The sequence below is a fragment of the Bacillota bacterium genome (genome assembly GCA_013178125.1).
Taxonomy (GTDB): Bacteria; Bacillota; SHA-98; order Ch115; family JABLXJ01; genus JABLXL01.
This window is the reverse complement of the sequence record JABLXJ010000002.1, coordinates 269,796-295,773: the sequence shown is the minus strand read 5'-3', so window position 1 is coordinate 295,773 and position 25,978 is coordinate 269,796. Positions and strand designations below refer to the sequence as shown.

Below are 25,978 nucleotides of genomic sequence, written 5' to 3'. Positions count from 1 at the left end.
ATGATAGCTTCACCCCTGTTACAAACCTCCCTTGCGGTGCAGCAGGTATATGAAAAACGGCCCGCCGAAGAGCGCCGTCACGATGCCCACAGGCAATTCATTCGGCGCAACAACGACCCTGGCCAGAGTGTCGGACCCGACCAGAAACAAGGCCCCCATGAGCGCTGCCGCAGGCAGGAGCGTGCGGTGATCCGGCCCGGCAATGATCCGGCAAATGTGCGGCACAATCAATCCCACAAAACCTATAAGCCCGCTCACGGATACAGCCGCGGCCGTGAGGAGCGAGGCTGTGAGCAGAAGAATCCCCTTCACCCTCTCGACATCCACGCCCAGGTGCTGCGCCGGCTCCTCGCCCAAGACGAGGGCATTCAGGTCCCGGGCGAATATGGAAATCACTATTGAGCCCACCGCCATATATGGGAGGCATATCTTCACATAATCCCAACCTCTGGCCGAGAACCCACCCATGAGCCAGAATGTCACCTGGTGAAGCTGCTGGCCGCTGAAGAAGACGAGCAGGGACACAATGGCCGACAGGAAAGAGCCCACAGCTATGCCCGAGAGGAGCAGGGTCGTCACGGGCACCCTGTTGCCCCTGCACGCCAGCCTGTAGACGACAGCCACGGCCGCCAGGGCCCCGACGAAGGCGAAGGCGGGCACGGCGCCGACGCCAAGGAAGTTGAGGTCCAGCGAGGTAAGTATAGCCACGCACGCGCCGAGCGCGGCCCCCGAGGAAACCCCGATCACATACGGGTCAGCCATGGGGTTCTTAAAGAGGCCCTGGAATGTCGTGCCCGCCACAGCCAGCGACATTCCGACCAGGGCCGCCAACACCACTCGGGGGAGCCTGACGCTCAGGATGATGGTCCTGTGGGTCGCCGGCACGTCCTCCACCAGGGACGCGACAGCGCGCGGCACGAGGCCTCCCACGGGGAGGCGGAGGCCATCCAGACCGCCCAGAATGGCCCCGGCGACCTCGCCGGGGGGAATCGTGACGGCGCCGGTGCCCGTCGCAGCCACGATCGAAAGGGCAAGGAGAAGGGCCAGCACAGACAGGATCATGCCTCTCCTCAATCTCTGCCTGGATCCCGTCCGATGGGCATCCCGCCCCCGTTCCTCACCCTGTTCCTCGCCCTCACCCTGGCCCCGGCTATGGCCCCGCCCCCTCGATCCCAGGCTTTTCACCTTCAAACTACGCAAGCGGCTCCCGCCCCTTTCCCATATTCCCCTATTTCTTCCATTCCCCCTACCCCAATAATAAACATTACCCTAGTTAAAGCCATTTTCATCCTCTGATAGTGCCGCTTATGCGTCATGGGGCTCTATTTATTTAAATAGCTCAGGATGAATGGCCCGGGCAAACTCCTCGAGCCCCTCGACGATACGAGGGCCGAAGCGCGTGATTATATCCGCATTTACAAGATATATCCGGCCTGTCCTGACAAAGGACATGGCGCTCCACCCCTTTCGCTTCTTGATCTCCCCGCTCGTCGGCGCGTCCCCTCCTGCATGCCCATACGAGTGGATCATCACATCCGGGTTCTTTGCCAGCAGGACCTCGAGGCTATATTCAGGGTAAGGGGCCCCCGCATCCGAAGCAACATTCACCCCGCCTGCCAGGTCTATGATATCATTTATGAGGGTGCCCGGACCCGCGGTCATCAGCGGGTCATACCATATCTCATAGTAGACCTTCGGCCTCTTCCCTTCGGGGATATCCTTCGTCTTTTCTGTTATGCCCCGCACCCTCTTCTCCATGTCGCCCACCAGTGCGGCCGCGGCGCCGTCCCGCCCCGTAACCCGCCCGATGAACCTGATCACGCGCAGGGTATCATTGAAGCTCTTCGGCTCAACCACGATCACCGGTATGCCCAGTTTCTGCAGCTCCCGGATTATACCCTCACCCATTTTTACCCCCACCACAAGATCAGGGTCCAGGTGAATTATCCGCTCTATACTGGGATCCGCAAAACCCCCGATCTTCTCCTTTTTCGCAGCCTCCGGGGGGTAGTTACAGTAGGTCGTCACGCCAACGACCCGGTCGCCAAGCCCGAGCGCAAAGAGTATCTCAGTATTGCTCGGGGCTAGCGATACGATGCGCCTGGGCTCCCTGCTTATCGTCACCTGCCGCCCCGCATCATCGACGACAGTCAGCGGGAACCGCTCGGCTGCCAGGCACGTAATGGCCCTAACGGCTGGCCCGGGTACCGGCATTACCGGCATCATCGCTACAAGCCCGAGCATGAAGCCTACCAGCAACAGGATAACCGGAACTGCCTTTCTACATAATATCACCCTACTATTATATATCATCCTATATATCGTCCTGGATGCCGTCCTGAATATCATCCTGAACATCATCCCGTGTATCATCTTGGGCCCCATCCTGATCAACCACCCTTCTATTGTGCGCTTCTGTGTGCCTCGTGCATGTGTATGCTTCGTGTGCATGCGTGCCAGCCTGTCCTGTCATAGCATGGAATTGATCATAGAATCGATATTGATTATAGAAAAGGCCCTTAACCTCCGACTCGGAAAGGTTAAGGACCTCTTTTGTTCCCTGTCATCCCGCGCCCACCTACCTTTCTCGCGAAGGCTCAACGGCATCAAGGCGGATAGGCAGGTCTCCTGGCTCCCGGATCACCGAAACCCCGGCCTTCCCCGTGCACCCGGCGCTCCCAGGCGCGATACGAGTGGCGTTTTGAGGGCATCTCCCCGGATACAGTGGCGGGACCGCGTGGTTTACCCTGCCCCAGCCGCGCCCTCAGAGGCGCGCCTGCAGGGCCCCAACTTCCCTATTCTCCCTCAGGCGGAAGGCGAATAGCTAAAATAAATAATTTTCCAGATAGCCTTCCTCCGCCGGACACCCATCCACCACTTGCGGCAAGCGGTGCTCGCCGCATGCTCCATGTTAGATTTTGTTAATATTATATTTTATTAGATTTTAACCATTGCCTGGCTGGCATTGCCTAGCTGGCAGGTGAATCATCCTGGGTTGCCGTCTCTCTCCGCGCCGCCTCCGAAAACACGAATGAAATGGCTCTTGAAGGCGTGATGGTCGAGATCGCATGCTTGTATATCATGTCTTGCCTGCCGTCGTTTTCAAGAACAACGGTGAAATTATCAAAGCCCTTGACCAGCCCCTTCATTTGATAGCCATTTATCAGGTAGATGGTTACGGGGATGCTTTCCTTTCTCACCTGGTTGAGGAAGGCATCCTGCAAATTCGGCTGCGGCTTGTTCACGTCTATACCTCCCAGAACAACATGTAGATGACAACCGCTGATCCTATAAATGACGACAGCTGATCCTACTGCTATTCCGACGTATTATCTATTCTCCATATCTATCTATTCTTCATATCGGCAAGTTTCCCTTCAATCAAATGATGGATGTTTTCAACGGCCTCGGAAAAGCTGCCAAACGCGTCTAAGTTGACCCAGGTAACGCCGGGCTCCTTTTTGAACCAGGTAATCTGGCGCTTCGCATAACGCCGCGTATTCCTCTTGATCAGGCTGATAGCCTCATCCAGGGTGCACAGGCCCGCAAGATAGTATGTAATCTCTTTATACCCCGTGGCCTGCGCGGAGGTCAATGTCTTTTTGTTGCCGCGCTGGAGGAGCCACTGGACCTCGTCAACCAGCCCCATCTCGATCATCCGGTCAACGCGGGCGTTTATCCGCGCGTAGAGTGCCGCCCTGTTGCGCATGAGACATATCGTCACGGTGGGGTTGTAGTGAAAGACGCGACCTTCATGCCCCTCCTGGAGCTCTGAGATTGGCTGGCCGGTCAATATGTGAACCTCGAGGGCCCTGACTATCCTGCGAAGGTCATTGGGGTGAATCCTCCCGGCAGCCACGGGATCCACCCTGCGCAATTCCTCGTAGAGCCCCTGGACCCCAATCTCCTCCGCCTGCACCCGCAGGCGTTCCCTGACCTCCCAATTTGCCTCGGGCACCGGGAAGAGGTAGTCGGTCGTAGCCGCCCGCAGGTAAAGCCCTGTGCCGCCGACGAGCAGCGGGAGCTTCCCCCGCGCGAGTATCCCGTCGATGGCGCGTCGCGCAAGCTCCTGATATCTCGCCACATTGAACGCCTCGCCCGGATCGGCGATATCGATGAGGTGATGAGGCACGCCTCTTCTCTCGGCCGGCGATGGTTTGGCCGTCCCGATATCCATATAACGGTAGATTTGCATTGAGTCGCACGACACCACCTCGGCATTCATCCGCAGGGCCAGCTCGATCGAGAGCTCTGTCTTGCCCACCGCCGTCGGGCCGGCCAGCGCAACCAGGGGGCCTGCCATGATGCTATCCCACCCTTCTCTAAAACCGCTCTATCCGCGCCCCGCTCCACCTGGCTCCACCTGCCTGCGCTCCGCCCGGCTCCACCCACCCCACTTAAATTCTACAGCTCTATTCTATCTGCAACCCCATTCTACCTGTAACCCCGCCTATCTGCAGCGGGAGCCCCTTCCTATCTGCGCCGGAAGCTCTTTTCGATGGTGTCGAGCTCAAACCGGATGAGCGTCGGGCGCCCGTGAGGGCATGAATATGGATTATCGCATGAAAATAGATCGACGACAAGCTGCTGCATTTCCGCGGCAGCGAGCTCGGTGCCGGCTTTGACCGCCGCCTTGCATGCAACCTGCGCCGCGAAATGCTCAAGAAAAGAGACCGGGACAGAGACAGAGGAATGCGCACAGGCAGGCTGATCCACAGACCGACCCGTAGACTGATCCGCAGACTGATCCCGGTCCATCCACCCGGCAAGCTCGGGTTCGCCGAGGCTCTGAATTGCTTCTGCCAGAGCCGCGGGCGAGTCCCCGCCGGGAAACCGCCCCAGGATGGCCGGCACGGCCCTCAAGAGCAAGGCATCCCGGCCGAAGGGTTCGATATCGAATCCCATTTTCCGGAGCTCGTCCCTATTCTTATTATCCTCGAAAAACGATGCTATAACCGGCGTGACCTGGATGGGAACTGGAATGAGCAGGGGTTGAATGGGGCTCCCCTGGGATTCGCCGTCGTCATGCAACCTGGCCTTGAGAAGTCCCTCATATATCACGCGCTCGTGGGCCGCGTGCTGGTCGATGAGAATTAGGGTATCGCCGGCTTCTGCAACGATATAGGACCGTTTGAACTGAGCCAGGACGCTGGCAGCAACCTCGGCGGCCACCAGCCGGACCGGCAGCCGGGTTGGGCCAAGCGCATCCCTAACTACATCCGCGGCGCCCGCGGGCTCACATGTAGTCGCTGCAGCCGCTGCCCCGTCTCCCGCCGGCCTTTTCTCGAGCCCCGGCCCCCCCTCTAGCGGCCGTTTCTCATGCATTGACCATCTCTCGCGCCTTTCTGGCCAGCCCCACCCTAGCCCATACCCTGGCTCATAACCCGGCCGCGGGCGAGCTATCCCAGACCCCTGGTGGCCTGTGCCAGGGACGGTCCGGAGTGTGGCTATTGTGGCTATGCCTGGCGTCGCCGTGAAGGACTGGACCGCGCTATGGATGGCATTGAATATCACCCGGTAGATTCTGGTCTCATCTTCAAACTTCACTTCCCGCTTCGTGGGGTGCACATTTACATCGACCTGCGAGGGATCGATATTCAACCAAATGAAGGCGGCGGCGTGCCTGCCCTGCGGGACCAGCTTGGCGGTAGCGCTGTCCAGGGCGCGCTGGATAACCGCGCTCCAGATTGACCGCCCGTTCACGAAGAAACACTGGGCATCGCGCCGGGTCCTGGAGGAATCGGGCCTCCCTACGAACCCCATGATCTCCATTCCCCGCTCACCCGCGGCGAACCTTATAAGGCTCTTTGCAACGCCCGTCCCGAAGGATGCGGCGATCGCGCCAATCTGGTCGCCCCGGCCGGGTGAGGTCAGGACCGGGCGACCGTCGCGGCTGAACCTTATGGCCACCTCAGGGTGGGCCAGGGCGAGCCTCATGATGAGGTCGCATACATGCCGGAACTCCGTCGCGTCGCTCCTCAGGTATTTGAACCGGGCCGGCGTATTAAAGAACAGGTCTCGCACGATAACTGTTGTGCCGGGAGGAGCCCCCGCATCGGCGACCTCGAGCCGCCTGCCCCCCTCGACCTCTATCCGGGTCCCTGTGGGGGCGATGGAGTCCGCCGGCCGGGTCAGGAGCTCTACACGCGACACGCTCGCGATGCTAGGGAGAGCCTCCCCCCTGAAGCCCAGGGTCGAAATGCTGAAGAGGTCCTCGGCGCGGGATATCTTGCTCGTGGCATGGCGCTCGAAGGCGAGCAGGGCGTCGTCACGGGTCATCCCGCAGCCGTCGTCGGTTACGCGCATAAACTCCACGCCGGACCCGTGCACCTCAATGATCACGTTCCTGGCCCCGGCATCGATGGCGTTCTCGACCAGCTCCTTCGCAACAGAGGCCGGCCTCTCGACCACTTCCCCGGCGGCTATCTTGTTGATCGTCTCGTCATCCAGAAGTCTAATCATAGATAAAGTCTAATCATAGATAATTATGTATTACGCCGCTCCTGCCTGTTTTATACAGTATGCCGCTCCTGCTTGTCTTACCCTGTTTTATGAGGTTATTATACAGCCCCGGCGCCCACAGCGCAAGCCAATTCATCAATTCATCACCGTTCATCGCCGTCTCCCCATGGGGCCTAATCAACCTGCCCGGCCGCGCGGAGCCTCTGCTGGAGCTCATGGAGTTTTTGGAGCGCCTCGACCGGGGTGAGGTTATCTATATCGAGGTTCCTGATATAATCGAGAATCTCGATCTCCCACTCGGCTTCGCCTCGTCCAGTCCCGTCGCATTGGGCCCCTCCCTTGCTCCCCTCATCCGCGGGGGCATCGCCTACGGCACCATCGCCTGTAATACTACCATCAATGCCCACAGGGGCGCCCTGATCATCCCGCTGCCCCCGAGATTCCATCTGACTCGCGGCTTCCACCATGCCGAATAGGGACAGCTGGAGCCTCTCAGGATTCCTCCTCTCGAGGTCCTTCAGGATCTGCTCCGCCCGCCTGCAAAACGCGGCATCAAAGCCGGCCATCCGCGCAACATTGATGCCGAAGCTCCGCGCAACGGGCCCCGGCGCTATTTTGTAAAGGAATACGGGCCTGCCCTCCCTGACAACGGTCTCCATGTGATAATTCCTGACCCCATCGATCTCCCCCTCGAGCCGGGTAAGCTCGTGAAAATGGGTGCTGAAGAGGACCTTGCACCCGCCCGCTCGGGCCATGGCTTCCACATAGGCCTGGGCTATGGCTATGCCGTCATATGTCGAGGTCCCCCGGCCCAACTCATCCACGAGCACAAGGGAGTGCCCAGGGCCGGACCCGGATCCGGCGCGAATGCGGCGGCGCGCGGCGGCCACCAGGTGTTCCCTGGTCTCGATCATCTCCACCATGAAGGTGCTGTAACCGGCGGAGACGTCGTCGCCCGCGCCGATGCGCGTGAGCACCTGGTCCACAATGCCTATTGTGGCCTCACTCGCGGGCACGAAGCTCCCCATCTGGGCCATTATGACGATCAACGCGACCTGCCTGATATATGTCGATTTCCCGGCCATGTTGGGGCCTGTGATCAGCATGATCTGGTTCTCCGCCGGGATGATGACTGTATCATTAGGCACGAAGACCCCGTCCAGCATCGCCTCAACGACGGGATGGCGGCCGTCCCTGATTATGATGGAGTCCCCCGCATTCACCTCGGGCTTCACGTAGCCGCGACGCTCAGCCACCTCCGCCAGGGAGGCGAAGACATCTAGCTCGGCGACGAGCCGCGCGACCCCAAGTATCCTCTCGGCCTGCGCGCTCACCCTGTCGCGGATGTCTACAAAGAGGGCATACTCGATCTCGATGATGCGCTCCTCGGCGCCGAGGACCTGGGATTCAAACTCCTTTAGCTCGGGGGTTATGAAGCGCTCGGCGTTGGCCATGGTCTGCTTGCGGATGTAATCCCCGGGGACGAGGTGCAGGTTTGGCCGCGTCACTTCTATGTAATACCCGAATACCTGGTTGTAGCCGACCTTCAGCGATTTGATGCCCGTCCGCTCGCGCTCGCGCGCCTCGAGACTCGCGATCCACATCTTGCCCTCGTTTTTCACCCTGCGGAGGCGATCAAGGTCCGGATCATACCCGTCCCTGATCATGCCCCCCTCCCTCACGGTGGCGGGCGGGTCGCTCACCAGGGCTTTCTCGAGCAAATCGTGGATGTCGCCCAGGTCATCAAACCGGGACAGGAGGGACCTGAGGGCCGGCGAGGTGCACCCGCCGAGCGCCCTCTTGATATCCGGCAGGACATTCAGCGACGCATCCAGCGCAACAAGATCGCGGGCGCTCCCCAGCCCGCACGAGACCCGCCCCACGAGGCGTTCCATATCCCGGACATCCCGCAGGAGCCGCCTGAGGTCCTCCCGCAAAACGAGGCTGTTGACGAACTCCTCAACAGCCGAGAGCCTCCTGTTGATCTCACCGAGATCGAGCGATGGCTGTTCGATCCACTTCCGGAGGAGCCGGCCCCCCATTGGCGTAATTGTGAGATCGAGCACCGAGAGGAGGGAACCCTTCCGCGACCCGTCCCGCGCGTTCTCCGTGAGCTCCAGGTTCCTCCGTGTTGATGCGTTCATCGTCATATAGCCGGCGGTGGAGTAGACCTTCAGCTCGGCAATATGCCCGAGCGAGGACTTCTGGGTCTCCCCCAGGTATGCCATGAGGGCCCCTGCTGCGCCCACGGCGAGCGTGGAGCGGTCATCGATGCCGAACGCCTCGAGCGAGGCGATCCTGAAATGGTCGAGGAGCACGCGCCGGGCCGGCCCCGGCGCGAAGTGGCCGGCGTCGTAGTCCGTGCAGGGAAGCCCGGTGAAGCCGCTGAGAAACCCCCAAAGATTCTCGCTCTCCCGCACCCCGGGCCCTACGAGGCACTCGGCCGGCTGGATGCGGGCTATCTCATTCACCAGGCGCCTTTCAACATCATCGCCCGTGATCTCAGTGACAAGGAACTCGCCCGTCGAGACGTCGCAGGCAGCCAGGCCAGCCCCTTCGCGGTCGCGGCCGCGATCGCGATCGAGGATGATCGCCATGATGTAGTTGTTGGCCTTCTCCTCCAGTATGGAGAGGTCGGTGACGGTGCCGGGCGTAACGACCCGGATAACATCCCTCTTAACTATCCCCTTTGTGAGCTTCGGGTCCTCCAGCTGCTCGCATATGGCGACCTTGTGGCCATTTTTCACGAGCCTGCCGATATAAATCTCAGCAGCATGGTACGGCACCCCGCACATGGGCATGCGCTGCCCCTTCCCCGCCTCGCGGGATGTCAGGGTGATCTCCAGCTCGCGCGAGGCGAGCTCCGCATCCTCGTAAAACATCTCATAGAAGTCGCCGAGGCGGAAGAATAGTATCGCGTCCCCGTATTTGGCCTTTATTGCCCTGTATTGCCGGAGCATCGGGGTTACGGCATCGCTCAAGAGACTCACCTGCTCTGTCATCTATCGCATCCATATTATACCATGAGTATACCATGAGCGACATCGAATTACAATGGGTTACAATGAGGCTCACCCCCCCAATCATGGCTATGTCAAAGCCATGCCGGGGATTCTTGAGAAAACGGTGAAGATGATCTTTGAAGATGATATTTATGTGGTGGCTATTCTCAGGACGGGGGCAAGAAGGCGCTGAGGCGCTAAGATACTAAGATGCCAAGAGATGTTAATCGTCTCTCGCGTGCCGGTAGCTCCAGGCCCGCAGCTCCGCAAGTTCAACGCCGTCTGGGTATTTCGCCGGATCATTCTCCCCACCCTCTGCCATCGCCTTTAATTCCAGGGCTCGTTGGGGGTTATTGCGAAAGTAATCTACAAGGTTGCGTATGAGGCACATGGTGGCGGGGGTAATATAATGCTCGATCCCTTCAACCTGCCCGTCAACGTCGAGTCCATGGACTGTGCCGAGGGCGCGTAGGAAATCCTTGAGCATCTTGTCGCGCCACACCAGGAACCGCCCTATCTCCTCGCCCCGCTTAGTGAGAACGATGTTCCTGTACTTTTCATATCGCACAAGGCCGGCTTCATCGATTTTCTGAATCATTCTCGTGATCGATGAGGGCTGGACATCCAGCGCCTCCGCGAGCTCAACCACACGGAGGGAGCCCCTCTCCTGGACCATCCTGTAGATCATTTCAAGATAGTCCTCCATGCTCTCAGTTAACATGATACCACCTCGCTCCACGCTCCACAGGTCTTTGCGGCTTTTCTTTCAAGCAGTTCGACAGTTTAAGCTAAGCAGTGCGCGCCAGTGCCGCCAAAACTCAAGGCAGAGGAAACTCAGGGCAATCCGAAAAGCCTCGTCGCCCAGGTAATGCTGAAACATACACCGGATGCGACGGCCAACGGGAGGGCGGCAGCGGCGAGCGCCCACTTCGTGCTGCCTGTCTCCTTGCGTATCGTCCACAGCGTCGTGCCACATGGGAAGTGGAGGAGCGAGAAAAGCATCATAGAGAGCGCCGTCAACCAGGTCCACCCGTGCCCCTCGACAAGTAGGGCCCTGAGGGCTTCGAGGCTTTCGACCTCCAGCATCTTGCCGGCCGAGAGATAGCTCATAAGAAGGATTGGCAGGACGATTTCGTTGGCTGGGAGGCCGAGGATAAAAGCCATTATGATGAAGCCATCCAGCCCCAGGGCCCGGCCGAACGGCTCGATAAGGGCCGCCGTATGAGCTATAATGCTCTGGCCCTGGATGTAAGTATTGGCCAGGACCCAGGTGATGCCCCCGGCAGGCGCAGCCACGGTAACGGCTCTCTGCAGGACGAACGCCGTCCTGTCGATGAGCGACCGGAGGAGGATGCGGCCGACCTGTGGTTTTCGATATGGGGGCAGCTCAAGTGTAAACGATGACGGAACGCCGCGCAGGATCGTCCTGGAGAGGAACCAGGATACCAGGAGCGTAATCACGATCCCGACCAGCACGAGCCCCACCACAACAGCTGCAGCCGCGGCCGTGCTGCCGCAGGCGGCCTGCACACCTGAATCTACGGGCTCCACGGCCGACGCTGTGGTCTCGCCCATTCTCCCCATGAATATCGTCGCAAGCGTTATGAGCAGCGGGAACCGGCCGTTACAGGGGACGAAATTGTTCGTCAGGATGGCGATCAGACGCTCTCGCGGGGAATCGATGATGCGGCACGCAATAACGCCCGCCGCGTTGCATCCGAAGCCCATGCTCATGGTCAGCGCCTGCTTGCCGTGCGTTCCGGCGCGCTTGAAGAGGCTATCGAGGTTGAAGGCCACGCGCGGGAGATAGCCCAGGTCCTCGAGCAGGGTAAAGCACGGGAAGAATATAGCCATGGGAGGCAGCATGACGGAGACAACCCACGCGACGGCCCGATAGACCCCAAAGATGAGGAAGCCGTGGAGCCAGTCCGGCGCGCCCAGCCTCATGCAGAGTCCGGATAGGCGCGCCTCTATCCCGAAAAGCAAGGACGCGAGCGCCTGAGACGGGTAATTCGCCCCCGAGAGCGTTATCCAGAAGACGATGCCGAGCAACAGAAGCATTACAGGGTAGCCCCACAGACGCGATGTCAGGATATCGTCCAACCTCTGGTCCCAGGGGCTGGTGTTATCAGCACGCTGCACAACCCGGCGGGCGATAGCCTCGGCCCGCCTGTAGATGCTGCTCACTATGTGGTCGCGGATATCGCAGGTCTCGCTGGTTTCGCTGGTCCCGCTAGTCGCCAGTTTTTGCTCTTGCGTCGACCTGGGGTGTGATCTAGATTCTCTGGTAACCATGCCGGTATTGGGTCCGGCGCCCCTTACCCTGCTCATGGAGGTTCCTCCAGATCATTCCTTTATTCCTACCATTGTTTCTATTCCCACCATTATATCCGCTATATCCACTATATCCGCCATTATTCCAGTCATTGTATCCGTTATTATTTCCGCTATTCTCCCAGTCACCATCGTCAACCTCTTCGGGCAGCCGCCCGAGTAGTTGTGAGGTTAACTTGGGGGCTACCTGCGGTGCCAGGTCCTGTATCATGTCAATTGTGGTCATATCCCCCTCTATGAGCCTCAGGGCCACCCAGCGAGGATTTAGTTGATCGCCAACTGCTTCGGAGATGCCCGGCAAAAGCCTTTGTATTCTATCCTCCAATTCAGGTTCATAGGCGACGCATCTTGGAGAGGTCACGCGTACGCCAGTTACGATATCATCGACAACATCCATCAACTCAATTAATCCCTCCCCGGTGCGAGCGACCGTCCCTATAGCCGGGACGCCGAGTTCGCGTTGAAGGCCCTCAACATCCACGTATATTCCCTTGCGACGTGCCTCATCCATCAGATTCACGCATACCACCACCTTGCTGGTGATCTCGATAACCTGAAGCACGAGATTCAGGTTTCGCTCGAGGCATGTCGCATCGACCACCACGATGACCGCATCTGGCCGCCCAAAGCACAGGAAGTCACGGGCGATCTCCTCCTCGATGGAATTAGCAAGAAGCGAATATGTCCCGGGGAGGTCCACCAGCACAAATGTCCTGCTCTTGTGAGTATACCTCCCCTCAGCCCGCGATACGGTCTTCCCGGGCCAGTTTCCCGTGTGCTGGCGTAACCCGGTAAGCGCATTGAAAACCGTGGTTTTCCCCGTATTTGGATTTCCCATCAACGCTATGACGTGCTGGATGTGCTTTGAGCCCACTTGGGCCATCTCCTTTCCCCTGCTCCTTTGCCTGCTCTTTCGCCTGCTGGTTAGCTATGGTGCCCCTTTATCGCTATGACCCCTCTTCTCGATCCTGCCCATTGCTCATTGCATGCTACGCACGCTACGTTGCGTGCCACCTGTTACGCTACCCTTATCCAAATCTAATTGCTGCGCGGGGCACACGCGGACCCGTGCGGCCTCCTCCCTGCGAAGCGCAATGACCGCCCCGCGAATCCGGAACGCAGTCGGATCCCCGGCCGGGCTACGCCGCACGGCGTAAACCCGGGTGCCGGGCACCAGGCCGAGATCGAGAAGCCTTCGTCTCACGATGCCGCCTGCCAGGATCTCACCTACGATGCCCGCCTCGCCCATAGGCAGGTCGCACAGGCGCAAGTCACCGCCGATTTCGCCGCCGTTTTTAGCTGCCGAAACCGCCTCTCCCGCTCTTCCTTGCCTCGCACCAGCAACCATGCGTATCGCACCAGCAACCATGCCTACATCCCCCACTCTTTCTCCTCTTTCTCCTAATTCTTTCAGGCTCCATGAATATTTTGCCAGTATATCTTGTATATTTCGTCCTACGAGCGAAGTCTAACTGCCACCAACGTTACTAAAAGCCGCTATCACCCCAGATTAGCCCCGCTTAGAATATGGCCTATACTTCGGCCTCTACTATGAACCCAGTGCAAAATAGTTGCACGCCGCTAAATCTCGGACCGGGATGCGGCTGGGGGCCGGCCCTGTATCGAACCCAATGTCGCTACATACTATGTCTCCGGGGCATAGCGTGGTACCTTGTCAGAGCGGCCAGAGGATGACTTTCCGAGCATATTCCTGGCAGGATTCTACGCCTTCGGCCAGAACTTTTAAAGCTTGTGAGAGTACGCCAAGATATTCTCCCCGGGCATTCTTTGGGTAGAAATAGCTCTGGGAATGGTAAAGTTTCACTGATGAGGTGCTAGATTAAATGCTTACCAGGGGTTACATCCTCGCAAGACTTGGGGATATTCGGGAGAAATCTCATATCTTCCCTCAGCGCTCCGCGGAGTATGCGGCTCAGGAGGCTATCCTGGTCCGGATGCTGCGCACCTCCGTGCCCGAAGAGGAAGAAGAGGAAAAGGATGAGTTAAGGGATGCTCTGCTGCAGGAGCTCGCAGCAATCATGGACACGCCGCTAGGGGACGAGGTTAGATTCATCCAACGGGTGGAAGAATGGAAAGCGCAAGGCATTAAAGCCGTTGGCATTGAGGCACGCGCTCGCGGCGGCGATTCTACTACGATCACGCCCGCGATTGAGTTGCAGCTCACGCTGCCCATCTTTGGTTGCACGGGTGTTTGTGCGGATTGTGCAGACGCTCCAATTTCGGCAGGCGCCTCCAGTGAAATGGCAGTTCAAGACTGTGAACGTTTAAATCCCTCCGTTGATGCACCGAGCGGAGCCTCGGCGGGGCGCCACTCAGCAGAGGCTGAGGCGGCCGGGATTTCGGATTTCGTGAGATTTCTAAAGATCGCGATAGAAAATTGCTCTGGCCAGGTCCGGTCTGGCCTAACCAGAGCCGGTATATCAGAGCAAGACCAGAAAGAGCTTTTTAGCAGGGCGAAGCTCCTGGTCGCGCTCCATGAGGTACTCACTGAATAGTCACCGCCGGATAACTACGGGCTAGATAATTACGCCTACCTGATTCCAAACCGGGGGGCCAAGAGGGGGTCCGGGTGGAAGCCCTGGAGGGCCGCCGTTTTCCTCCCCCCTTCCTTCTTCTCTTTTGGCCACAACTGAATAATGACCTGATATAGAATTCCCGTTATGATGCCGGCGATGGCAATCCCGACATAAATATGTACACGCTCTATCAAGACTTCTGTAAGAATGCCGCCCCAAAACCCACTCACTGCTCCCGCCGTGAGCTGGGGGCCGAGCACCTCGATTCTCTCCTCTCCTGTGACGAGCGCAGGCCCTATTACAAATGCCACGCCCGCAATAGCCCCTTCCACCCCGAGCTCCAGGATCTCGGCTCTGCTCCTCCTGGGTCGTTCCTCTTGCAGCGCGCGTTGTGATGATCGTCGCCGGAGCGATGCCATCTCAAACAGCATATTCCAACGCCATCTCCAATCGGAATCGAATATGTCAAGGAAATACCCCAATCCTACCACTAGACTATGCGTTGCGTCTCTGTTGCGTTACGCACCCTTGCGACAGAGTGAGCGTATCTATGTATCCAAGGATTGTCACTTGAGTTTCAAAAAGCTTGCGCCCAAAAGTTTGGCCCCCTCTCCTCTTGACTTTACTGCCATTTTGTCTTACATTAATCATGGTAAGATAATAGTATGGGTAAGAAAAGGGGACAAATGATGGCCATCATCATTATTTCTAGGAAGGGGCAAATAGTCATCCCTGGAAAGATAAGACAGAAATATAACTTGCGACAGGGCGACCGCCTGCTGGTAAAGGACGAGGATGGCAAGATAATAATAGAACCATTGGAGCGGTACCCGCTGCTGCGGCTGCGTGGGGCTTTTAAGGGGGGCGCTGATTTGACCCGCGTTCTACTTCGGGAACGGCAGTTGGAGCGGGCCAGGGAGGACAACGAACGTGCCTAGAAGATACATCCTAGATAGCTACGCACTCCTGGCTTTTCTCCAGGACGAACCTGGCGCTCAAAATGTGGAGGATATAATTTCCGCAGACGACACCGAGATATTTGTGAGCGTAATAAACCTTGGCGAAGTATTCTACATCTTATCGAGGGAATCTGGTGAGCAGGCAGCATTGGATTTTGAGGCCAAGCTTCTTGATACGCCTAAAATAAAGGTGATGGAATGCCCCTGGGAACGCGCGAAGGCGGCGGCGAGGCTTAAGGCGCTTGGGGGACTGTCTTTCGCTGATTGCTTTGGGGCATCCTTGGCTCAGGAGCTAGAGGCTGTTTTAGTGACAGGTGACCCCGAGTTTTCTCATTTGGAAAACAAGGGCCTCCTGAGGGTATTGTGGTTGCCATTGAAACCCAAGAAATAAGAGCACGCCCGGCAAATCCGCGGTCACAATGGCCTATTCCATGGCCAGGGCGGCCAGTGTACACAGTGCAAACCCCAAGGCAAGCCGGTATTCTATGCCCTATCCTATCGGAAAGGATCCCCGCAAACGGCCTAATGATGATTACTCTGCCAAATAAAGCAAGTTCTCACCGAGGATAAACATTTCTCCCAGGTAGGTATGGGTTTTCAAAGAGTGCTATAAATTCATGACATGATAAGGTATCAGATAAACAATGTTACCCTGGACTCCGAAGCCTCCTTGAGGAAAGCGGCCACGCCAGCGAACTCATCCACGCCGGTGAGGTCTTCGCGGGGGATCTCCATCACGTCCATGGACATGGTGCAAGCGACCATCTTCACACCGAGTTCCCTAGCCATCTGGATGAACTCAGACAATGGCTGGATCTTCTTGTTTCTCATTTGTCTTCGCATGAGGGCGGCGCCTATCCCGCCCATGTTCATCTTGGAGATGGGAAGCTTCGCGGGGCCCTTCGGGAGCATGATGTCAAACATCTTGCCCAGGAGGGTGCTGGCCCCCTTGCGCCCCTCAGGCTTTTTCAGGATATTGATCCCCCAGAACGTGAAGAACATCGTCACTTCCATACCCGAGGCAGCCGCTCCCGTGGCGATGTTGAAAGCGGCCATGGCTTTATCGAGGTCGCCGCTGAAACATATGATAGATACTTTGTCGCGCACGTCCTGCGCCCTACTATCCTGCACTCGATCCCGCATCTTATCCTGCGCCCCATCCACCCTGGCCTGATCCTGTGCCTCCTGTGTCATAGCCTCTCCTCCCTCCCGCTGTAGTGCTTCCTTTCGTAGTGTAGCATGTACTGATATAACAGCATGTACTGCATACACTAAAGCACCGTAAATCTGCGTTTTGCCTATTCTACCTTACCTCGCGTTTGCGTGCCTGCGTTGGGTCTTGATAGGCCTAGGCCTGATAGATTTGATACTATTTTGCTTAATACTATTTTACTTTCCGCACAAAAAACCTGTAGAACCCACCGGCCTCCTCCATACCGAGATATTCATTCCCTGTTTTCCCACACCACGCAGGGATATCAGCCTTAGCGCCCTCATCGTCCGCATCGATCTCTAGGATGGCGCCGGCCTCTATTCCTTTGATCTTCTGGGATAACCTCACAATTGGCATCGGACAGAGCAGCCCTCTAGCATCGAGCACCTCATCTGCCTTCATTCAACTCACCCCCAGGTTATGGTTCCGACCTATCCCTGATTCCTGATATAATTCCCTACAAATTAAATCCTATAGATTTTCCTAAGATTTCCCTATAATAACCAAAGCCAATAACCAAAGCCCGACAAGGTCAAAAAGCTCCTCAGGGAATCGAAAAGCTCATCTCAGAAAACCTTCCTATGCTTGAAAACGAGCTCAACAAGCCCTCGCATGTCGATGACCTTCATGTCGCAAATCTCCGTCATCCCGCCGGCTGTCAACCCCCTCGCCGCCAGATCCTCTGACAGCGCGTAAAATTTCACCCCGCGGACCCTGGCCTCCTCCGCCATTTGCCGGAACGTAGGAGGAGCACTCTCCGCAGCAATCACGCCATCCTGGATGAGCACCACATCTGAGCCCTCGGACATCCCGGCGAGCCTCAAAATCGTCTTGTAGTCATCACGTTCGAAGGGCGACCTCGATATTATGAATAAAGCCAAAGGACACACCCCCATGGATTCAAACCTGGGCCCTGAATCGAGCCATCCTACCCCCCCTGGATCGAACCGGTTTAAAACCGGATCACTCCGTCAGTCGCCATCATAGCGGCCGCGATCTCCTCCAGTGTAACCACTTTCCCCCCGACGAGCCTGTCGGGAGAAATGCCCCTCTCATCAAGGGATTCCCTGCATACGAGGAGTTCGATGCCAAACGAATCGGCGTTTCCTATCGCCTCGCCCATGGGCTTCATGCCGATGGCGGAAGGATCCTGACCCCCGAGCGCGGCGAAAACGCCATCATCCAGCAGCACGAGCGTCGTTTTGATATCCATCCCGGCGCAGCCTATGGCGCACCGGAACCCTTCTGCATCAAGGGCTGTGCCGTACGGTCCCTTTGTGATTACTACCATAATGCTGTTCGTCGCTCTCACCCCCGTATCTTGACCTCCATTCCCTAAAACCCCAGGCTCATCACCGAGTCGGCCTCGCTCAGCATCTCGGCCAGGTCGACCAGGCTGCCCATGTGAGCCCCCGGAATCACCATATCCTTGGTTATCCCGCGAAACTTTGCACACGCCCCGCAACCTGCCACCCTGACGCCAGCCTCCGCGAGCTCTCGAACCATATCCGCGATATTCCTCTCTCCCGGCGATGAGATTTTCTGATTCAGGCAACCCACACCGTCGACGTAGAAAAAGATGCTCACGACATCCCCCGTAGAACGGGCGGCCTTTGCGAGACTGTAGGCTAAATCGAAATTCTCGGAAAGGTAGGGACCGGTCTGGATGATTATGCACAGATGCCTTGCCTCGCTCACGGCATCCACCTCCGCCGTTGTTTATGTGACCGGCACGGCCTTGCCGCCTGCCAGCGATCATCGACCATCAATGCCCGCCAGGTATCATCGACTGTCAATTAATTGGGCCGGGCATTGCGCATTTTGCTCGAGTTCAGGCTTTTCAAGTTCAGGCTTATCGAGTTTAAGCTCAGGCCATGAAGATGATGGTAGGATTATATCTTTCACGCGCTCCATCACGGCGCATATCGCTGAATCCTTTATGCGGTAAAATACGTGCTGCCCGCTGCGCCGCCTCATCACAAATCCTTTAGCCTCGAGAACGCGCAACTGCTGCGAGATGTTGGATTCCTTCTCGCCTATCTCCCGTGCGATCTCGCTAACACCCTTCTCCGCTAGGTGTATCGCGCACAGGATCCGGATCCTCACCGGGTTTGAAAAGCCCTGCAGGAAACGGGCGACGGCTTCGCATTCTTCAGGAGTCAGCATCCCTCGTCACCTCTCGTCCCATTGATATAGCCGCTTTGCCGGGGGTGAGAGTTATATCTTGCGATATTACAATATTAATATGATTATATGTCGGGGGGTATTACGATATTTTAAGGATTATTAATATGTCACTGCAACCCAATTCTACCTCACCAGCGGAAATCTGTCAACACCCTGGCGATGGCCGGATGTATGTAACTTTTGTGGTGTACAAGGATTTCCATTTTAGTCTTTATGATGTATCTCAGCATCTCATGTGACGGCAATTATCTACCATCACCCCCGGCCACCTGGTAACATTCTTGACGGCACACCTTTAAAAAGATACTTGAACATAGGGGGTGTGCATTTTTTATCCTGATCAGCCTGCTATCGAAATCGCCTCCCAGGACGATCTCGATGCCCAGGCTCACCAGGGCCTTTCCACTCAGCCGGATAACCGTCCCCTCAATCCCCGCCCCGGTCACTTCATACACGGCTTCCGGGTCGAGGCCCCGCAGCTTCAGCCGGGGCATTTGGGCTCTGAATTGCTGGGAATGCAGGAAGGCGAAAACCACGGACTCGCTGCGGTCCAGGGATACATACTGCACGGCCGAGATACTGGCGCCGGCACTGACGCTGGTGCAGGCGCCCCTGATAGCCTCCTCCTCCGAGGGCGACAGTAGCCGGTATAACTCCCCCTCCTGGATTATATGCCTGATCTCCTTGTACTCCGCGACCTTCTGCCGGGCCAGCTCCATCTCCTCCGGTGACCACTCGTTGAGATCGCCGCCTATGCCAAGGCTCCCCATCATGGCGCTGTGGAATCTGTAAGACAGGGAGACCTTGCGCCCGTTCATAAAATTAGGTGAATCAGTCACCCAGGCCACCATCACCTTGGGGCAATACACATAGGAGAACCCCTCCTGGATCCTGAGCCGGTCGAAGGCATCTGTATTGTCGCTCGTCCAGACCTGGTCGACCCGGCGCAGGATGCCCAGGTCCACCCTTCCACCGCCGCCAGAGCAGGATTCGAAGATTACATCGGGGTGCCGCTGCCTCAGGCGCTCCAAAACCTCATACACAGCCTGGACGTGCCTCACCCATATCTCCCTCTCCCTCTCCCTCCCCACGGGCGCCCCCGGCCACCCCGGCTCACTGAAGTGCCTGTTCGCATCCCACTTCACAAACTTGATGTTATTCTCAGTAAGAAGCCTATCCAGACACTGGAAGACATATTCCTTGACATCCTCCCGGCTAATGTTCAATATCAGCTGGTTTCGCTGCTCGGACCTCGGCCTATTTGAAAAGTGGTAGACCCAGTCGGGGTGCGCCCTGTAGAGATCGCTATTGGGGTTTACCATCTCCGGCTCGACCCACAGCCCGAAATCCATCCCGAGGCTGTTTACCTTATCTATGAGGGGCTTAAGCCCCCTGGGGAATTTCTCCTGGTTGACATACCAGTCGCCGAGGCCTGCCGTATCATCATTGCGAGCCCCGAACCACCCATCATCAATCACAAACAGCTCGACGCCGATGGAAGCGGCCTTCTCGGCCAGCCGGGCCTGCCCCTCCTCTGAGACATCGAACTTCGTCGCCTCCCAGGAATTGTAGAGGACCCTCCGCAGCTCGTGCCTGTGGCTTTCCGGCAGGATGTGCTCCAGCTGGAACCTGTGCATATTGCGGCTTGCAGCCCCGAATCCGTTTGCCGTGTATCCGCCCACAAACGCAGGCGTGGTAAATACCTCACCGGGCTCCAAGAGCCAGCTGAAGTCGAAATCATTGATGCCCCCGGCGACGATGAGCTGCTGGAGGAATGTATGCTCAACCACGATCTTCCAGTTCCCGCTCCAGCCCAGGGCGCCATACCACACCTGCCCGTGTTCCTCGCCCGCCCTCTCCCGGGGGTCAATGGCAAACCACGGGTTCGCCTGGTGGCTCGTGAAGCCCCGCCGGCTCTCGAGGACGAATTTGCCCTGCTGAATATCGATCCTGCGGAGTTGAGTCTCCGCCCCCCAGTGGCCGGCGAGATATGTGAGGCGGTAGCCCGTGCCCCGCGGCAACGCCCATGCCCCGGATAGAACCTGTTCGAGCGACACATCCCCGGAACCCGCATTTTCGATCTCGGCATACCGCTCCAGGAGGTCGAATTCCTCGTAAAGCCTGTAATGTAGCTTCACCCTCAGGTTGTAGTAGGGGTCCTTTAGGACGACTGTGAGTTCAGGTATAGGCTTGGGCCCGGGGGCTCCACTGGCGGCCGTCGCATTGGCGGCCGTCGCTTGCCAGTGTGTTTCGTAGACCAGCACTACATCCCTTACCCCATCGGAATAGGAAGCCTTGAGGCATGGCTCCGTGTATTTTATACCGCCCCACGCAGGGTATTCCTCATATACCATGCTGCGCGGCGATTCAAACGGGTGACAGGAGTTCAGGGAGCCAGCGCGAGCATGGGTGGGCGCAGGCACAGGGTAATCTGAAACCCTTGGGAGCCGGTCGCCCCAATAGAGATGCTGAAACCCGCCCTGCCCGTCGACCCCCATCACATAGGCCATCCGTTCTGTTTCCAGTATCCACATCTTCCGGTCATCCAAATAAGTTACAGGCAACCCCTCTCACTCCCGATATAGTCTTAGCATTAACCAGGGCCAGGCGTTAGCCGGCCCGCCTCTCCTGAGCGCGCAGACCTACTTACTCGCCAACCAACGCGCCGCCTGAGGTGCGCCTGAGGTGCGCCCCATAAGTGACGAAGCTTTGTAACCTTGTGCGTACGCACTACCCTGGTGTCACCAGCCAGGCAGGTACCGGGCCTCCGCTTCGAACATTTCGTCGACCATCTTGCGTATCTCGCGAGGCGAGAGCAGCGCCGCCGTCAGGGGGTCGAACATCACGGCCATAAAGGCGAGGTCCCTGTCACGCTCAAGGGCTGCCCTGACTGCAAGTTCCTGCACGTTGATGTTGGTCCGGTTCAGAGCCGCGCACTGAGAGGGAAGGTCGCCAATATAACAGGGGTGGAGCCCTGCGTCATCAACCAGGCAGGGCACCTCGACACAGCAACCCTGCGGCAGGTTCGTTATAATTCCGCTGTTTAGCACATTGCCATTTATGCGGCGCGGCGTTCCGGTCTCGATGGAGTGGATTATATACGCCCCGTATTCATGAGAACGCTCGACGTCTACCGGTACCTCCCCTGCGATCTGCTTCCTTATCCGGTCATAATGTGGCTTCCAGCTCTCCCTGCAGTGGCGCAGGTAAAAGCCTGTCTCCCCGCCGAAACCCTCCGTGCAGAATTCGTCGATAAGCTCATTGCGCTTTCGGAAATACGGCACGTATTCTGACAGGTGGCCGCTGGACTCGGTGATGAAATATCCGAGATGGCGCATCATCTCAAACCTGACCTTGTCCTTGCTGTAGACCTCGGGCCTCCCCATAGCCTCGAATAACAGGGGATAAGCATCCCGGCCATTCCATTCGAAGCGCAGGAACCATGCCATGTGGTTGATGCCGGCCACCCAGTAGGACACTTCCTCACTAGGCGCTCCGATATAGCTTGCAAGCTGGGCTGCCGTCCCCTGGACGCTGTGACAGAGGCCTACGGTCTTGATGCCGGTAGCCAGGTTTATAGCCCACGTTATCATGGCCATGGGGTTGGTATAGTTGATGAGAAGAGCGTCAGGACATAGCTCCTCCATATCCTTGCAGATATCCAGGAATACGGGTATGCTTCTCAAACCCCGGAATACACCACCCGGCCCGAGGGTGTCCCCTACGCACTGTTTTATCCCGTATTTCATGGGAATATCTATGTCAAGCTCATACGCCTCCAGCCCGCCGACCTGGATCATGGTAATGACGTAATCAGCCCCCTTCAACGCTTCCCTGCGGTCGAGGGTCGCATCGATTTTAACGTCGAACCCCTCCTGCTCGGCTAGCTTGGTGGCGAGCCTGGCGATGAGGTCCAGCCTCTCTGCATCGATATCCATCAGAGAAATTGTGCTCCCCGCAAGCTCGGGAAACGAAAGGATGTCATATATGAGCCTCTTGGCGAATACTACGCTTCCTGCACCGATCATTGCGATTTTAGGCACTGGAATCCCTCCTCATCCCAACTCTCAATATAATAGACCTGACTTAGCCAGCGCGACGGGAAACCGCCCGGACTGCGATCTCAAGGAGCTGTCTCGCATCCTCCTCGGAATCACACGACGTCGAAAGCATCAAGCCTTCCGGGGAAAGCTCTCTGAGCAGGGGCTCCACCTCCTCAGATATCACCGAGAGATGGAGTATCTTCCCTGCGCGCTGGATCCTCCTGAGCAGCGGCACCCACTTCAGCATCGACTCGGAGGCGGCGCCTGGCACCCACTGTATTCCATGAAGTTTCTCCATTTCCAGCAACAAATCCAGGTGGGGTATGGCACCCGGTCCATCTAAATGATAGATGGAATGATCAAGCCAGTTGGCTTGGTCGATAATCTCCGGCAAGAAGAACTCACTGAACATATCGGGCGATATCATGCAGGAGAAATCGCAGGAAAGTGGGTACATGCGATCCGGGGACCATACATTCAACCAGGTCGACGACCCCTTCATTCTCCGCTGGACGATCTCGTGAAGCTCCTCGAAGACGGTATACCAGATGGGTTTTAAGCTCTCCATAGCCCGTTTGATCTTATCGGGGCTTTCCAGTAAATCAATACATAGCCTGTCAGGCCCCCTCATTGCCGCCAGGGCATCGCCGCCGCCGTGGATATCCGTAATCCCAACGAAGTATTTCCCCTTCCCTGCTTCTACGGCCGCGGCCGTCATCTCTTTTGTCAGCCGCCACCATGCATTCTCCGGATCGAGCTCAATTCGCGGGAACGGCTCCCATGAGTCAATAAACGGCCGCGACCACGTCGTATCCTCAGCGAAACTGAGTTCGCATCCTAAATAAGCGGCAAAAATGTCGGGGCCTAGATTCACCCAGAGACAGGGAAACGCCTCTCCTCCCCAGAAGGTCGACCGGAAATATTCGTCATTCTTTGCTATGACATATTCAATATCTGTCCACCGGCGTTTTGGATCTTTAAGGGGTTCAAGGGACGGGATCTCGCTATGAGGCTCCCGGGCATAGGATCTACCATGATAGCCATTTTTCGGGGCTGTCACCTGGAGAGCCACCCTATCGATGACCTCCCCCTCCCACCAGGCTTCAAAACGGCGGGCAACATCCTCCCAATCTTCTTTATATAGCATCAACATCACCCGGCCTCTCCTCTATTGACCAACTAACTTATGATCAACTAACTTAACTGGCTTGACTGATGATCTTGACTGACGTTTATTATGCACCCCTGAAATACTCATGTGCGACTTCATACATGGCAAGTATATTCTCAATCGGCGTGTTGGGCTGGATATTATGACAGGGCGCCAGGATATACCCGGTGCCGTCAGATCCGAGCTGGTCGAGGCAGTCTATAACCTCCTGCCTTACCTCATCGACCGTGCCAAAGGGCAGGACCTTCTGGTTATCAACACCACCATGAAAACACAGCCTCCCGCCGAATTCGCGCTTGAGCTCCGAACGATCCATTCCAGGGCAGGTTGACTGGATGGGGTTGAGGATGTCTATGCCAAGCTCTATGAGCTCGGGGATGAGCGGCCTCATGGCCCCGTCATCGTGGTGAAATACCTTTATGCCGAAATCCCTGGCGAGCTTTATGAAGCGCTTATAGTGGGGCTTGAAGTATTTCCTGAACATGTCTATGCTGATAAGGAGCCCCGTCTGGCTTCCGAAGTCATCGGTTACCTGCGTTATATCTATCCTGCCCCTCCCCGCCTCGAAGAGCCGCTCATGATAGTCATAGAGAAAGCTACACACCTTATCGATTATGTATCTCGAGAGTTCCTCATCCGCCGCGAGGTCGATCAGGGATTGTTCGAGGCCGCGGATGTTATTGAACATGTAAAATGGCGCAATATAACCTGCCTCTATGGCGTAATCGGGGTATTTATCGCATTCCCTGGCCACACCAGAGAAATCGAACCAGTCTGCCCTCGGCCACTCATAGGCAGCCTTTATTTCCTCTATGGTCTTGAGATGACCGATGGGATGATGGCACATTTCATAATAGACGCCATCGCAGGCTCCGGCGCCGCTGCCGTAGGGTTGGGGTTTGTAGCCTACCCCCCAGTAGTCGCGCCTCGAGCCGTCTCCACCATCGAGAACTGGGCCTGTATGCTGGGGACCGACGTTTATGATCTTATCTATGTTGAGTTTCCGCCAGAGCTGACTGGCGTCAGATACCCCGAAATGCCTCATAAGGGCCGCGGTTACTTCATCCGTGCCCCAGTAGTCTGCGGGGATACGATCGACAGAGGTCCGGTCTATCGCAGCGAGGATTCTCTCCCGTGGTGTCATATCAAGCTTCACTCCTTAAACGCCCCCGACATCAGGCCTGCCATTATCTGGCGCTGAAAGACAAGCACCAGGACAGTGACCGGGACGATCATCATGACCGCCATAGCGCTTATATTCTCCCATGGGGTATAGAAAGACTGGGTAGTCGCGGCCTCAGTCAGGCCGACTGTAAGGAGTTTTGCATCAGTCCGGGTGCAAAAGATCAACGGCCAGACCAGCTCGTTCCATGCTGAAATGAAGTTTATGATAAACATGCTCGACAAAATAGGCCGCATTAGCGGGGCAACTATTTGGAGGAGTATGTGTCCAAACCCGGCACCATCTATGCGTGCGGCGTCCTCCAGCTCAGCGGGCACCTGGCGGAAGAAGCTCGTAAAAATCCAAATAGTAAACGGCAAGAGAGCGCTTGAGTATACAAGTATTAAGCCCCCCAGGGTGTTCAGCAAGCCAAAATCCCGGAATAATTTAAATAGGGGGATAACCGTCGACATCGGCGGGAGCATCATCGAAGCGAGAAACAGCATGAATACGAAGTCGCGACCGCGGAATCGCAATCTTGCGAAGGGGTACGACGCCAGGAAGCTTACGATACTGACGATGAGGGTGGACGAGAAGCATACAATTAGTGAATTCAGGAAATATCGGCCATACGGGATGCTCTCAAATACCAGACGGAAGTTCTCGATGCTAACGTGGAGCGGCAGATACCTGAACTTATCTGCAAATAGCTCGCCTCTCGGGGTAAATGCTGAGAGCGCGATCCAGTATACGGGTACGAGGTCGGTAAAGAGAAACCCGAATATAGCCACTCCTAACACTACTAAATGAAGATTCCTCGAGCTTATACGTCTGGATGCCGCTGGTTTACCAAATCCGCTGGGCATATATTCATCCTCCTACTCCGATCCAGGCCGGCGTCCCGGTCA

27 protein-coding genes and 1 riboswitch are annotated in these 25,978 nt (G+C 57.0%); of the genes, 4 read left to right on the top strand and 23 right to left on the bottom strand.

Features of this window, described 5'->3' with window-relative positions; genetic code table 11:
- Positions 1 to 18: 18 nt before the first annotated feature.
- From HPY71_03650 to mutS, 7 genes are all read right to left on the bottom strand, one after another.
- Positions 19 to 1,062: an iron chelate uptake ABC transporter family permease subunit gene (locus HPY71_03650; GenBank protein NPV52601.1), complete on the bottom strand. Its 1,044-nt coding sequence runs from the start codon at positions 1,060 to 1,062 to the stop codon at positions 19 to 21.
- Between the two features lie 264 nt (positions 1,063 to 1,326).
- On the bottom strand, positions 1,327 to 2,373 hold the full coding sequence (locus HPY71_03645; protein NPV52600.1) for a cobalamin-binding protein: 1,047 nt from the start codon (positions 2,371 to 2,373) through the stop codon (positions 1,327 to 1,329).
- A gap of 227 nt (positions 2,374 to 2,600) precedes the next feature.
- A riboswitch (cobalamin riboswitch) is annotated at positions 2,601 to 2,837 on the bottom strand.
- Positions 2,838 to 2,969: 132 nt separating this feature from the next.
- Positions 2,970 to 3,245, bottom strand: coding sequence for an RNA chaperone Hfq (hfq, locus tag HPY71_03640; protein NPV52599.1), 276 nt, complete (start codon positions 3,243 to 3,245; stop codon positions 2,970 to 2,972).
- Positions 3,246 to 3,346: 101 nt separating this feature from the next.
- Positions 3,347 to 4,303 carry a tRNA (adenosine(37)-N6)-dimethylallyltransferase MiaA gene (gene miaA / locus HPY71_03635; protein ID NPV52598.1) on the bottom strand — a complete coding sequence of 319 codons (957 nt, stop codon included), beginning with the start codon at positions 4,301 to 4,303 and terminating at the stop codon, positions 3,347 to 3,349.
- A 170-nt stretch (positions 4,304 to 4,473) separates the two neighbouring features.
- Complete coding sequence (mutL, locus tag HPY71_03630; protein NPV52597.1) at positions 4,474 to 6,462, bottom strand: DNA mismatch repair endonuclease MutL; 1,989 nt, start codon at positions 6,460 to 6,462, stop codon at positions 4,474 to 4,476.
- A 13-nt stretch (positions 6,463 to 6,475) separates the two neighbouring features.
- A complete protein-coding gene (locus HPY71_03625) occupies positions 6,476 to 6,616 on the bottom strand; it encodes a hypothetical protein (GenBank protein NPV52596.1) in 141 nt (46 codons plus the stop codon).
- Positions 6,617 to 6,635: 19 nt separating this feature from the next.
- Positions 6,636 to 9,422 (bottom strand): DNA mismatch repair protein MutS, encoded by a 2,787-nt coding sequence (gene mutS / locus HPY71_03620; GenBank protein ID NPV52595.1) that lies wholly within the window; start codon positions 9,420 to 9,422, stop codon positions 6,636 to 6,638.
- 94 nt (positions 9,423 to 9,516) lie between these two features.
- On the opposite strand from mutS, the gene HPY71_03615 reads away from it, so the two are divergent.
- Entirely contained in the window at positions 9,517 to 9,657 is a 141-nt protein-coding gene (locus HPY71_03615; GenBank protein NPV52594.1) for a hypothetical protein, read from the top strand.
- 30 nt (positions 9,658 to 9,687) lie between these two features.
- On the opposite strand, the gene mntR is transcribed toward HPY71_03615, so the two are convergent.
- The 4 genes from mntR to HPY71_03595 all read right to left on the bottom strand — a co-directional run bounded on the left by mntR (position 9,688) and on the right by HPY71_03595 (position 13,146).
- Positions 9,688 to 10,185, bottom strand: coding sequence for a transcriptional regulator MntR (mntR, locus tag HPY71_03610; GenBank protein ID NPV52593.1), 498 nt, complete (start codon positions 10,183 to 10,185; stop codon positions 9,688 to 9,690).
- A gap of 113 nt (positions 10,186 to 10,298) precedes the next feature.
- Positions 10,299 to 11,795: a ferrous iron transporter B gene (locus tag HPY71_03605; GenBank protein NPV52592.1), complete on the bottom strand. Its 1,497-nt coding sequence runs from the start codon at positions 11,793 to 11,795 to the stop codon at positions 10,299 to 10,301.
- The gene (locus HPY71_03600; protein NPV52591.1) at positions 11,740 to 12,681 is read right to left on the bottom strand and encodes an iron transporter FeoB; all 942 of its coding nucleotides are present in this window, start codon (positions 12,679 to 12,681) and stop codon (positions 11,740 to 11,742) included. The genes HPY71_03605 and HPY71_03600 overlap by 56 nt, the downstream gene beginning before the upstream one ends.
- Positions 12,682 to 12,777: 96 nt before the next feature.
- The gene (locus HPY71_03595; GenBank protein NPV52590.1) at positions 12,778 to 13,146 is read right to left on the bottom strand and encodes a ferrous iron transport protein A; all 369 of its coding nucleotides are present in this window, start codon (positions 13,144 to 13,146) and stop codon (positions 12,778 to 12,780) included.
- Between the two features lie 496 nt (positions 13,147 to 13,642).
- On the opposite strand from HPY71_03595, the gene HPY71_03590 reads away from it, so the two are divergent.
- Complete coding sequence (locus tag HPY71_03590; protein NPV52589.1) at positions 13,643 to 14,314, top strand: hypothetical protein; 672 nt, start codon at positions 13,643 to 13,645, stop codon at positions 14,312 to 14,314.
- A 35-nt stretch (positions 14,315 to 14,349) separates the two neighbouring features.
- Here HPY71_03590 and HPY71_03585 read toward each other — a convergent pair whose 3' ends face one another.
- Positions 14,350 to 14,766 carry a hypothetical protein gene (locus HPY71_03585; GenBank protein NPV52588.1) on the bottom strand — a complete coding sequence of 139 codons (417 nt, stop codon included), beginning with the start codon at positions 14,764 to 14,766 and terminating at the stop codon, positions 14,350 to 14,352.
- 258 nt (positions 14,767 to 15,024) lie between these two features.
- Between HPY71_03585 and HPY71_03580 the strand changes: the two genes are divergently transcribed.
- Both HPY71_03580 and HPY71_03575 read left to right on the top strand, forming a co-directional pair.
- On the top strand, positions 15,025 to 15,273 hold the full coding sequence (locus HPY71_03580) for an AbrB/MazE/SpoVT family DNA-binding domain-containing protein (protein ID NPV52587.1): 249 nt from the start codon (positions 15,025 to 15,027) through the stop codon (positions 15,271 to 15,273).
- Positions 15,266 to 15,685: a type II toxin-antitoxin system VapC family toxin gene (locus HPY71_03575; protein ID NPV52586.1), complete on the top strand. Its 420-nt coding sequence runs from the start codon at positions 15,266 to 15,268 to the stop codon at positions 15,683 to 15,685. Before HPY71_03580 ends, HPY71_03575 begins: the two co-directional genes overlap by 8 nt.
- 242 nt (positions 15,686 to 15,927) lie before the next feature.
- On the opposite strand, the gene HPY71_03570 is transcribed toward HPY71_03575, so the two are convergent.
- The 11 genes from HPY71_03570 to HPY71_03520 form a co-directional block, all read right to left on the bottom strand.
- Positions 15,928 to 16,437 (bottom strand): hypothetical protein, encoded by a 510-nt coding sequence (locus HPY71_03570; GenBank protein NPV52585.1) that lies wholly within the window; start codon positions 16,435 to 16,437, stop codon positions 15,928 to 15,930.
- Between the two features lie 241 nt (positions 16,438 to 16,678).
- Entirely contained in the window at positions 16,679 to 16,909 is a 231-nt protein-coding gene (locus tag HPY71_03565; GenBank protein ID NPV52584.1) for a sulfurtransferase TusA family protein, read from the bottom strand.
- 164 nt (positions 16,910 to 17,073) lie between these two features.
- Positions 17,074 to 17,388 carry a sulfurtransferase complex subunit TusB gene (dsrH, locus tag HPY71_03560; GenBank protein ID NPV52583.1) on the bottom strand — a complete coding sequence of 105 codons (315 nt, stop codon included), beginning with the start codon at positions 17,386 to 17,388 and terminating at the stop codon, positions 17,074 to 17,076.
- Positions 17,389 to 17,459: 71 nt separating this feature from the next.
- The gene (locus HPY71_03555) at positions 17,460 to 17,819 is read right to left on the bottom strand and encodes a DsrE family protein (protein ID NPV52582.1); all 360 of its coding nucleotides are present in this window, start codon (positions 17,817 to 17,819) and stop codon (positions 17,460 to 17,462) included.
- 23 nt (positions 17,820 to 17,842) lie between these two features.
- Positions 17,843 to 18,205 (bottom strand): hypothetical protein, encoded by a 363-nt coding sequence (locus tag HPY71_03550; protein NPV52581.1) that lies wholly within the window; start codon positions 18,203 to 18,205, stop codon positions 17,843 to 17,845.
- Positions 18,206 to 18,289: 84 nt separating this feature from the next.
- Positions 18,290 to 18,673: a winged helix-turn-helix transcriptional regulator gene (locus HPY71_03545; protein ID NPV52580.1), complete on the bottom strand. Its 384-nt coding sequence runs from the start codon at positions 18,671 to 18,673 to the stop codon at positions 18,290 to 18,292.
- A gap of 266 nt (positions 18,674 to 18,939) precedes the next feature.
- A complete protein-coding gene (locus HPY71_03540; GenBank protein ID NPV52579.1) occupies positions 18,940 to 21,228 on the bottom strand; it encodes an alpha-galactosidase in 2,289 nt (762 codons plus the stop codon).
- A 207-nt stretch (positions 21,229 to 21,435) separates the two neighbouring features.
- Positions 21,436 to 22,737, bottom strand: coding sequence for an alpha-glucosidase/alpha-galactosidase (locus tag HPY71_03535; protein NPV52578.1), 1,302 nt, complete (start codon positions 22,735 to 22,737; stop codon positions 21,436 to 21,438).
- Positions 22,738 to 22,780: 43 nt separating this feature from the next.
- The gene (locus tag HPY71_03530; protein NPV52577.1) at positions 22,781 to 23,893 is read right to left on the bottom strand and encodes a hypothetical protein; all 1,113 of its coding nucleotides are present in this window, start codon (positions 23,891 to 23,893) and stop codon (positions 22,781 to 22,783) included.
- A 79-nt stretch (positions 23,894 to 23,972) separates the two neighbouring features.
- On the bottom strand, positions 23,973 to 25,064 hold the full coding sequence (locus HPY71_03525; GenBank protein NPV52576.1) for a uroporphyrinogen-III decarboxylase-like protein: 1,092 nt from the start codon (positions 25,062 to 25,064) through the stop codon (positions 23,973 to 23,975).
- Complete coding sequence (locus HPY71_03520) at positions 25,061 to 25,936, bottom strand: carbohydrate ABC transporter permease (protein NPV52575.1); 876 nt, start codon at positions 25,934 to 25,936, stop codon at positions 25,061 to 25,063. Before HPY71_03520 ends, HPY71_03525 begins: the two co-directional genes overlap by 4 nt.
- Between the last annotated feature and the right edge of the window lie 42 nt (positions 25,937 to 25,978).

Coding starts and splice junctions, on each gene's coding strand:
- HPY71_03650 (NPV52601.1), bottom strand. CDS start 1,062: ATGATCCTGTCTGTGCTGGCCCTTCTCCTTGCCCTTTCGATCGTGGCT.
- HPY71_03645 (NPV52600.1), bottom strand. CDS start 2,373: ATGATACACGGGATGATGTTCAGGATGATATTCAGGACGGCATCCAGG.
- miaA (NPV52598.1), bottom strand. CDS start 4,303: ATGGCAGGCCCCCTGGTTGCGCTGGCCGGCCCGACGGCGGTGGGCAAG.
- mutL (NPV52597.1), bottom strand. CDS start 6,462: ATGATTAGACTTCTGGATGACGAGACGATCAACAAGATAGCCGCCGGG.
- HPY71_03625 (NPV52596.1), bottom strand. CDS start 6,616: ATGAACGGTGATGAATTGATGAATTGGCTTGCGCTGTGGGCGCCGGGG.
- mutS (NPV52595.1), bottom strand. CDS start 9,422: ATGCTCCGGCAATACAGGGCAATAAAGGCCAAATACGGGGACGCGATA.
- HPY71_03615 (NPV52594.1), top strand. CDS start 9,517: ATGGGTTACAATGAGGCTCACCCCCCCAATCATGGCTATGTCAAAGCC.
- mntR (NPV52593.1), bottom strand. CDS start 10,185: ATGTTAACTGAGAGCATGGAGGACTATCTTGAAATGATCTACAGGATG.
- HPY71_03605 (NPV52592.1), bottom strand. CDS start 11,795: ATGAGCAGGGTAAGGGGCGCCGGACCCAATACCGGCATGGTTACCAGA.
- HPY71_03600 (NPV52591.1), bottom strand. CDS start 12,681: ATGGCCCAAGTGGGCTCAAAGCACATCCAGCACGTCATAGCGTTGATG.
- HPY71_03595 (NPV52590.1), bottom strand. CDS start 13,146: ATGGTTGCTGGTGCGAGGCAAGGAAGAGCGGGAGAGGCGGTTTCGGCA.
- HPY71_03590 (NPV52589.1), top strand. CDS start 13,643: ATGCTTACCAGGGGTTACATCCTCGCAAGACTTGGGGATATTCGGGAG.
- HPY71_03585 (NPV52588.1), bottom strand. CDS start 14,766: ATGCTGTTTGAGATGGCATCGCTCCGGCGACGATCATCACAACGCGCG.
- HPY71_03580 (NPV52587.1), top strand. CDS start 15,025: ATGGCCATCATCATTATTTCTAGGAAGGGGCAAATAGTCATCCCTGGA.
- HPY71_03570 (NPV52585.1), bottom strand. CDS start 16,437: ATGCGGGATCGAGTGCAGGATAGTAGGGCGCAGGACGTGCGCGACAAA.
- HPY71_03565 (NPV52584.1), bottom strand. CDS start 16,909: ATGAAGGCAGATGAGGTGCTCGATGCTAGAGGGCTGCTCTGTCCGATG.
- HPY71_03545 (NPV52580.1), bottom strand. CDS start 18,673: ATGCTGACTCCTGAAGAATGCGAAGCCGTCGCCCGTTTCCTGCAGGGC.
- HPY71_03540 (NPV52579.1), bottom strand. CDS start 21,228: ATGTGGATACTGGAAACAGAACGGATGGCCTATGTGATGGGGGTCGAC.
- HPY71_03520 (NPV52575.1), bottom strand. CDS start 25,936: ATGCCCAGCGGATTTGGTAAACCAGCGGCATCCAGACGTATAAGCTCG.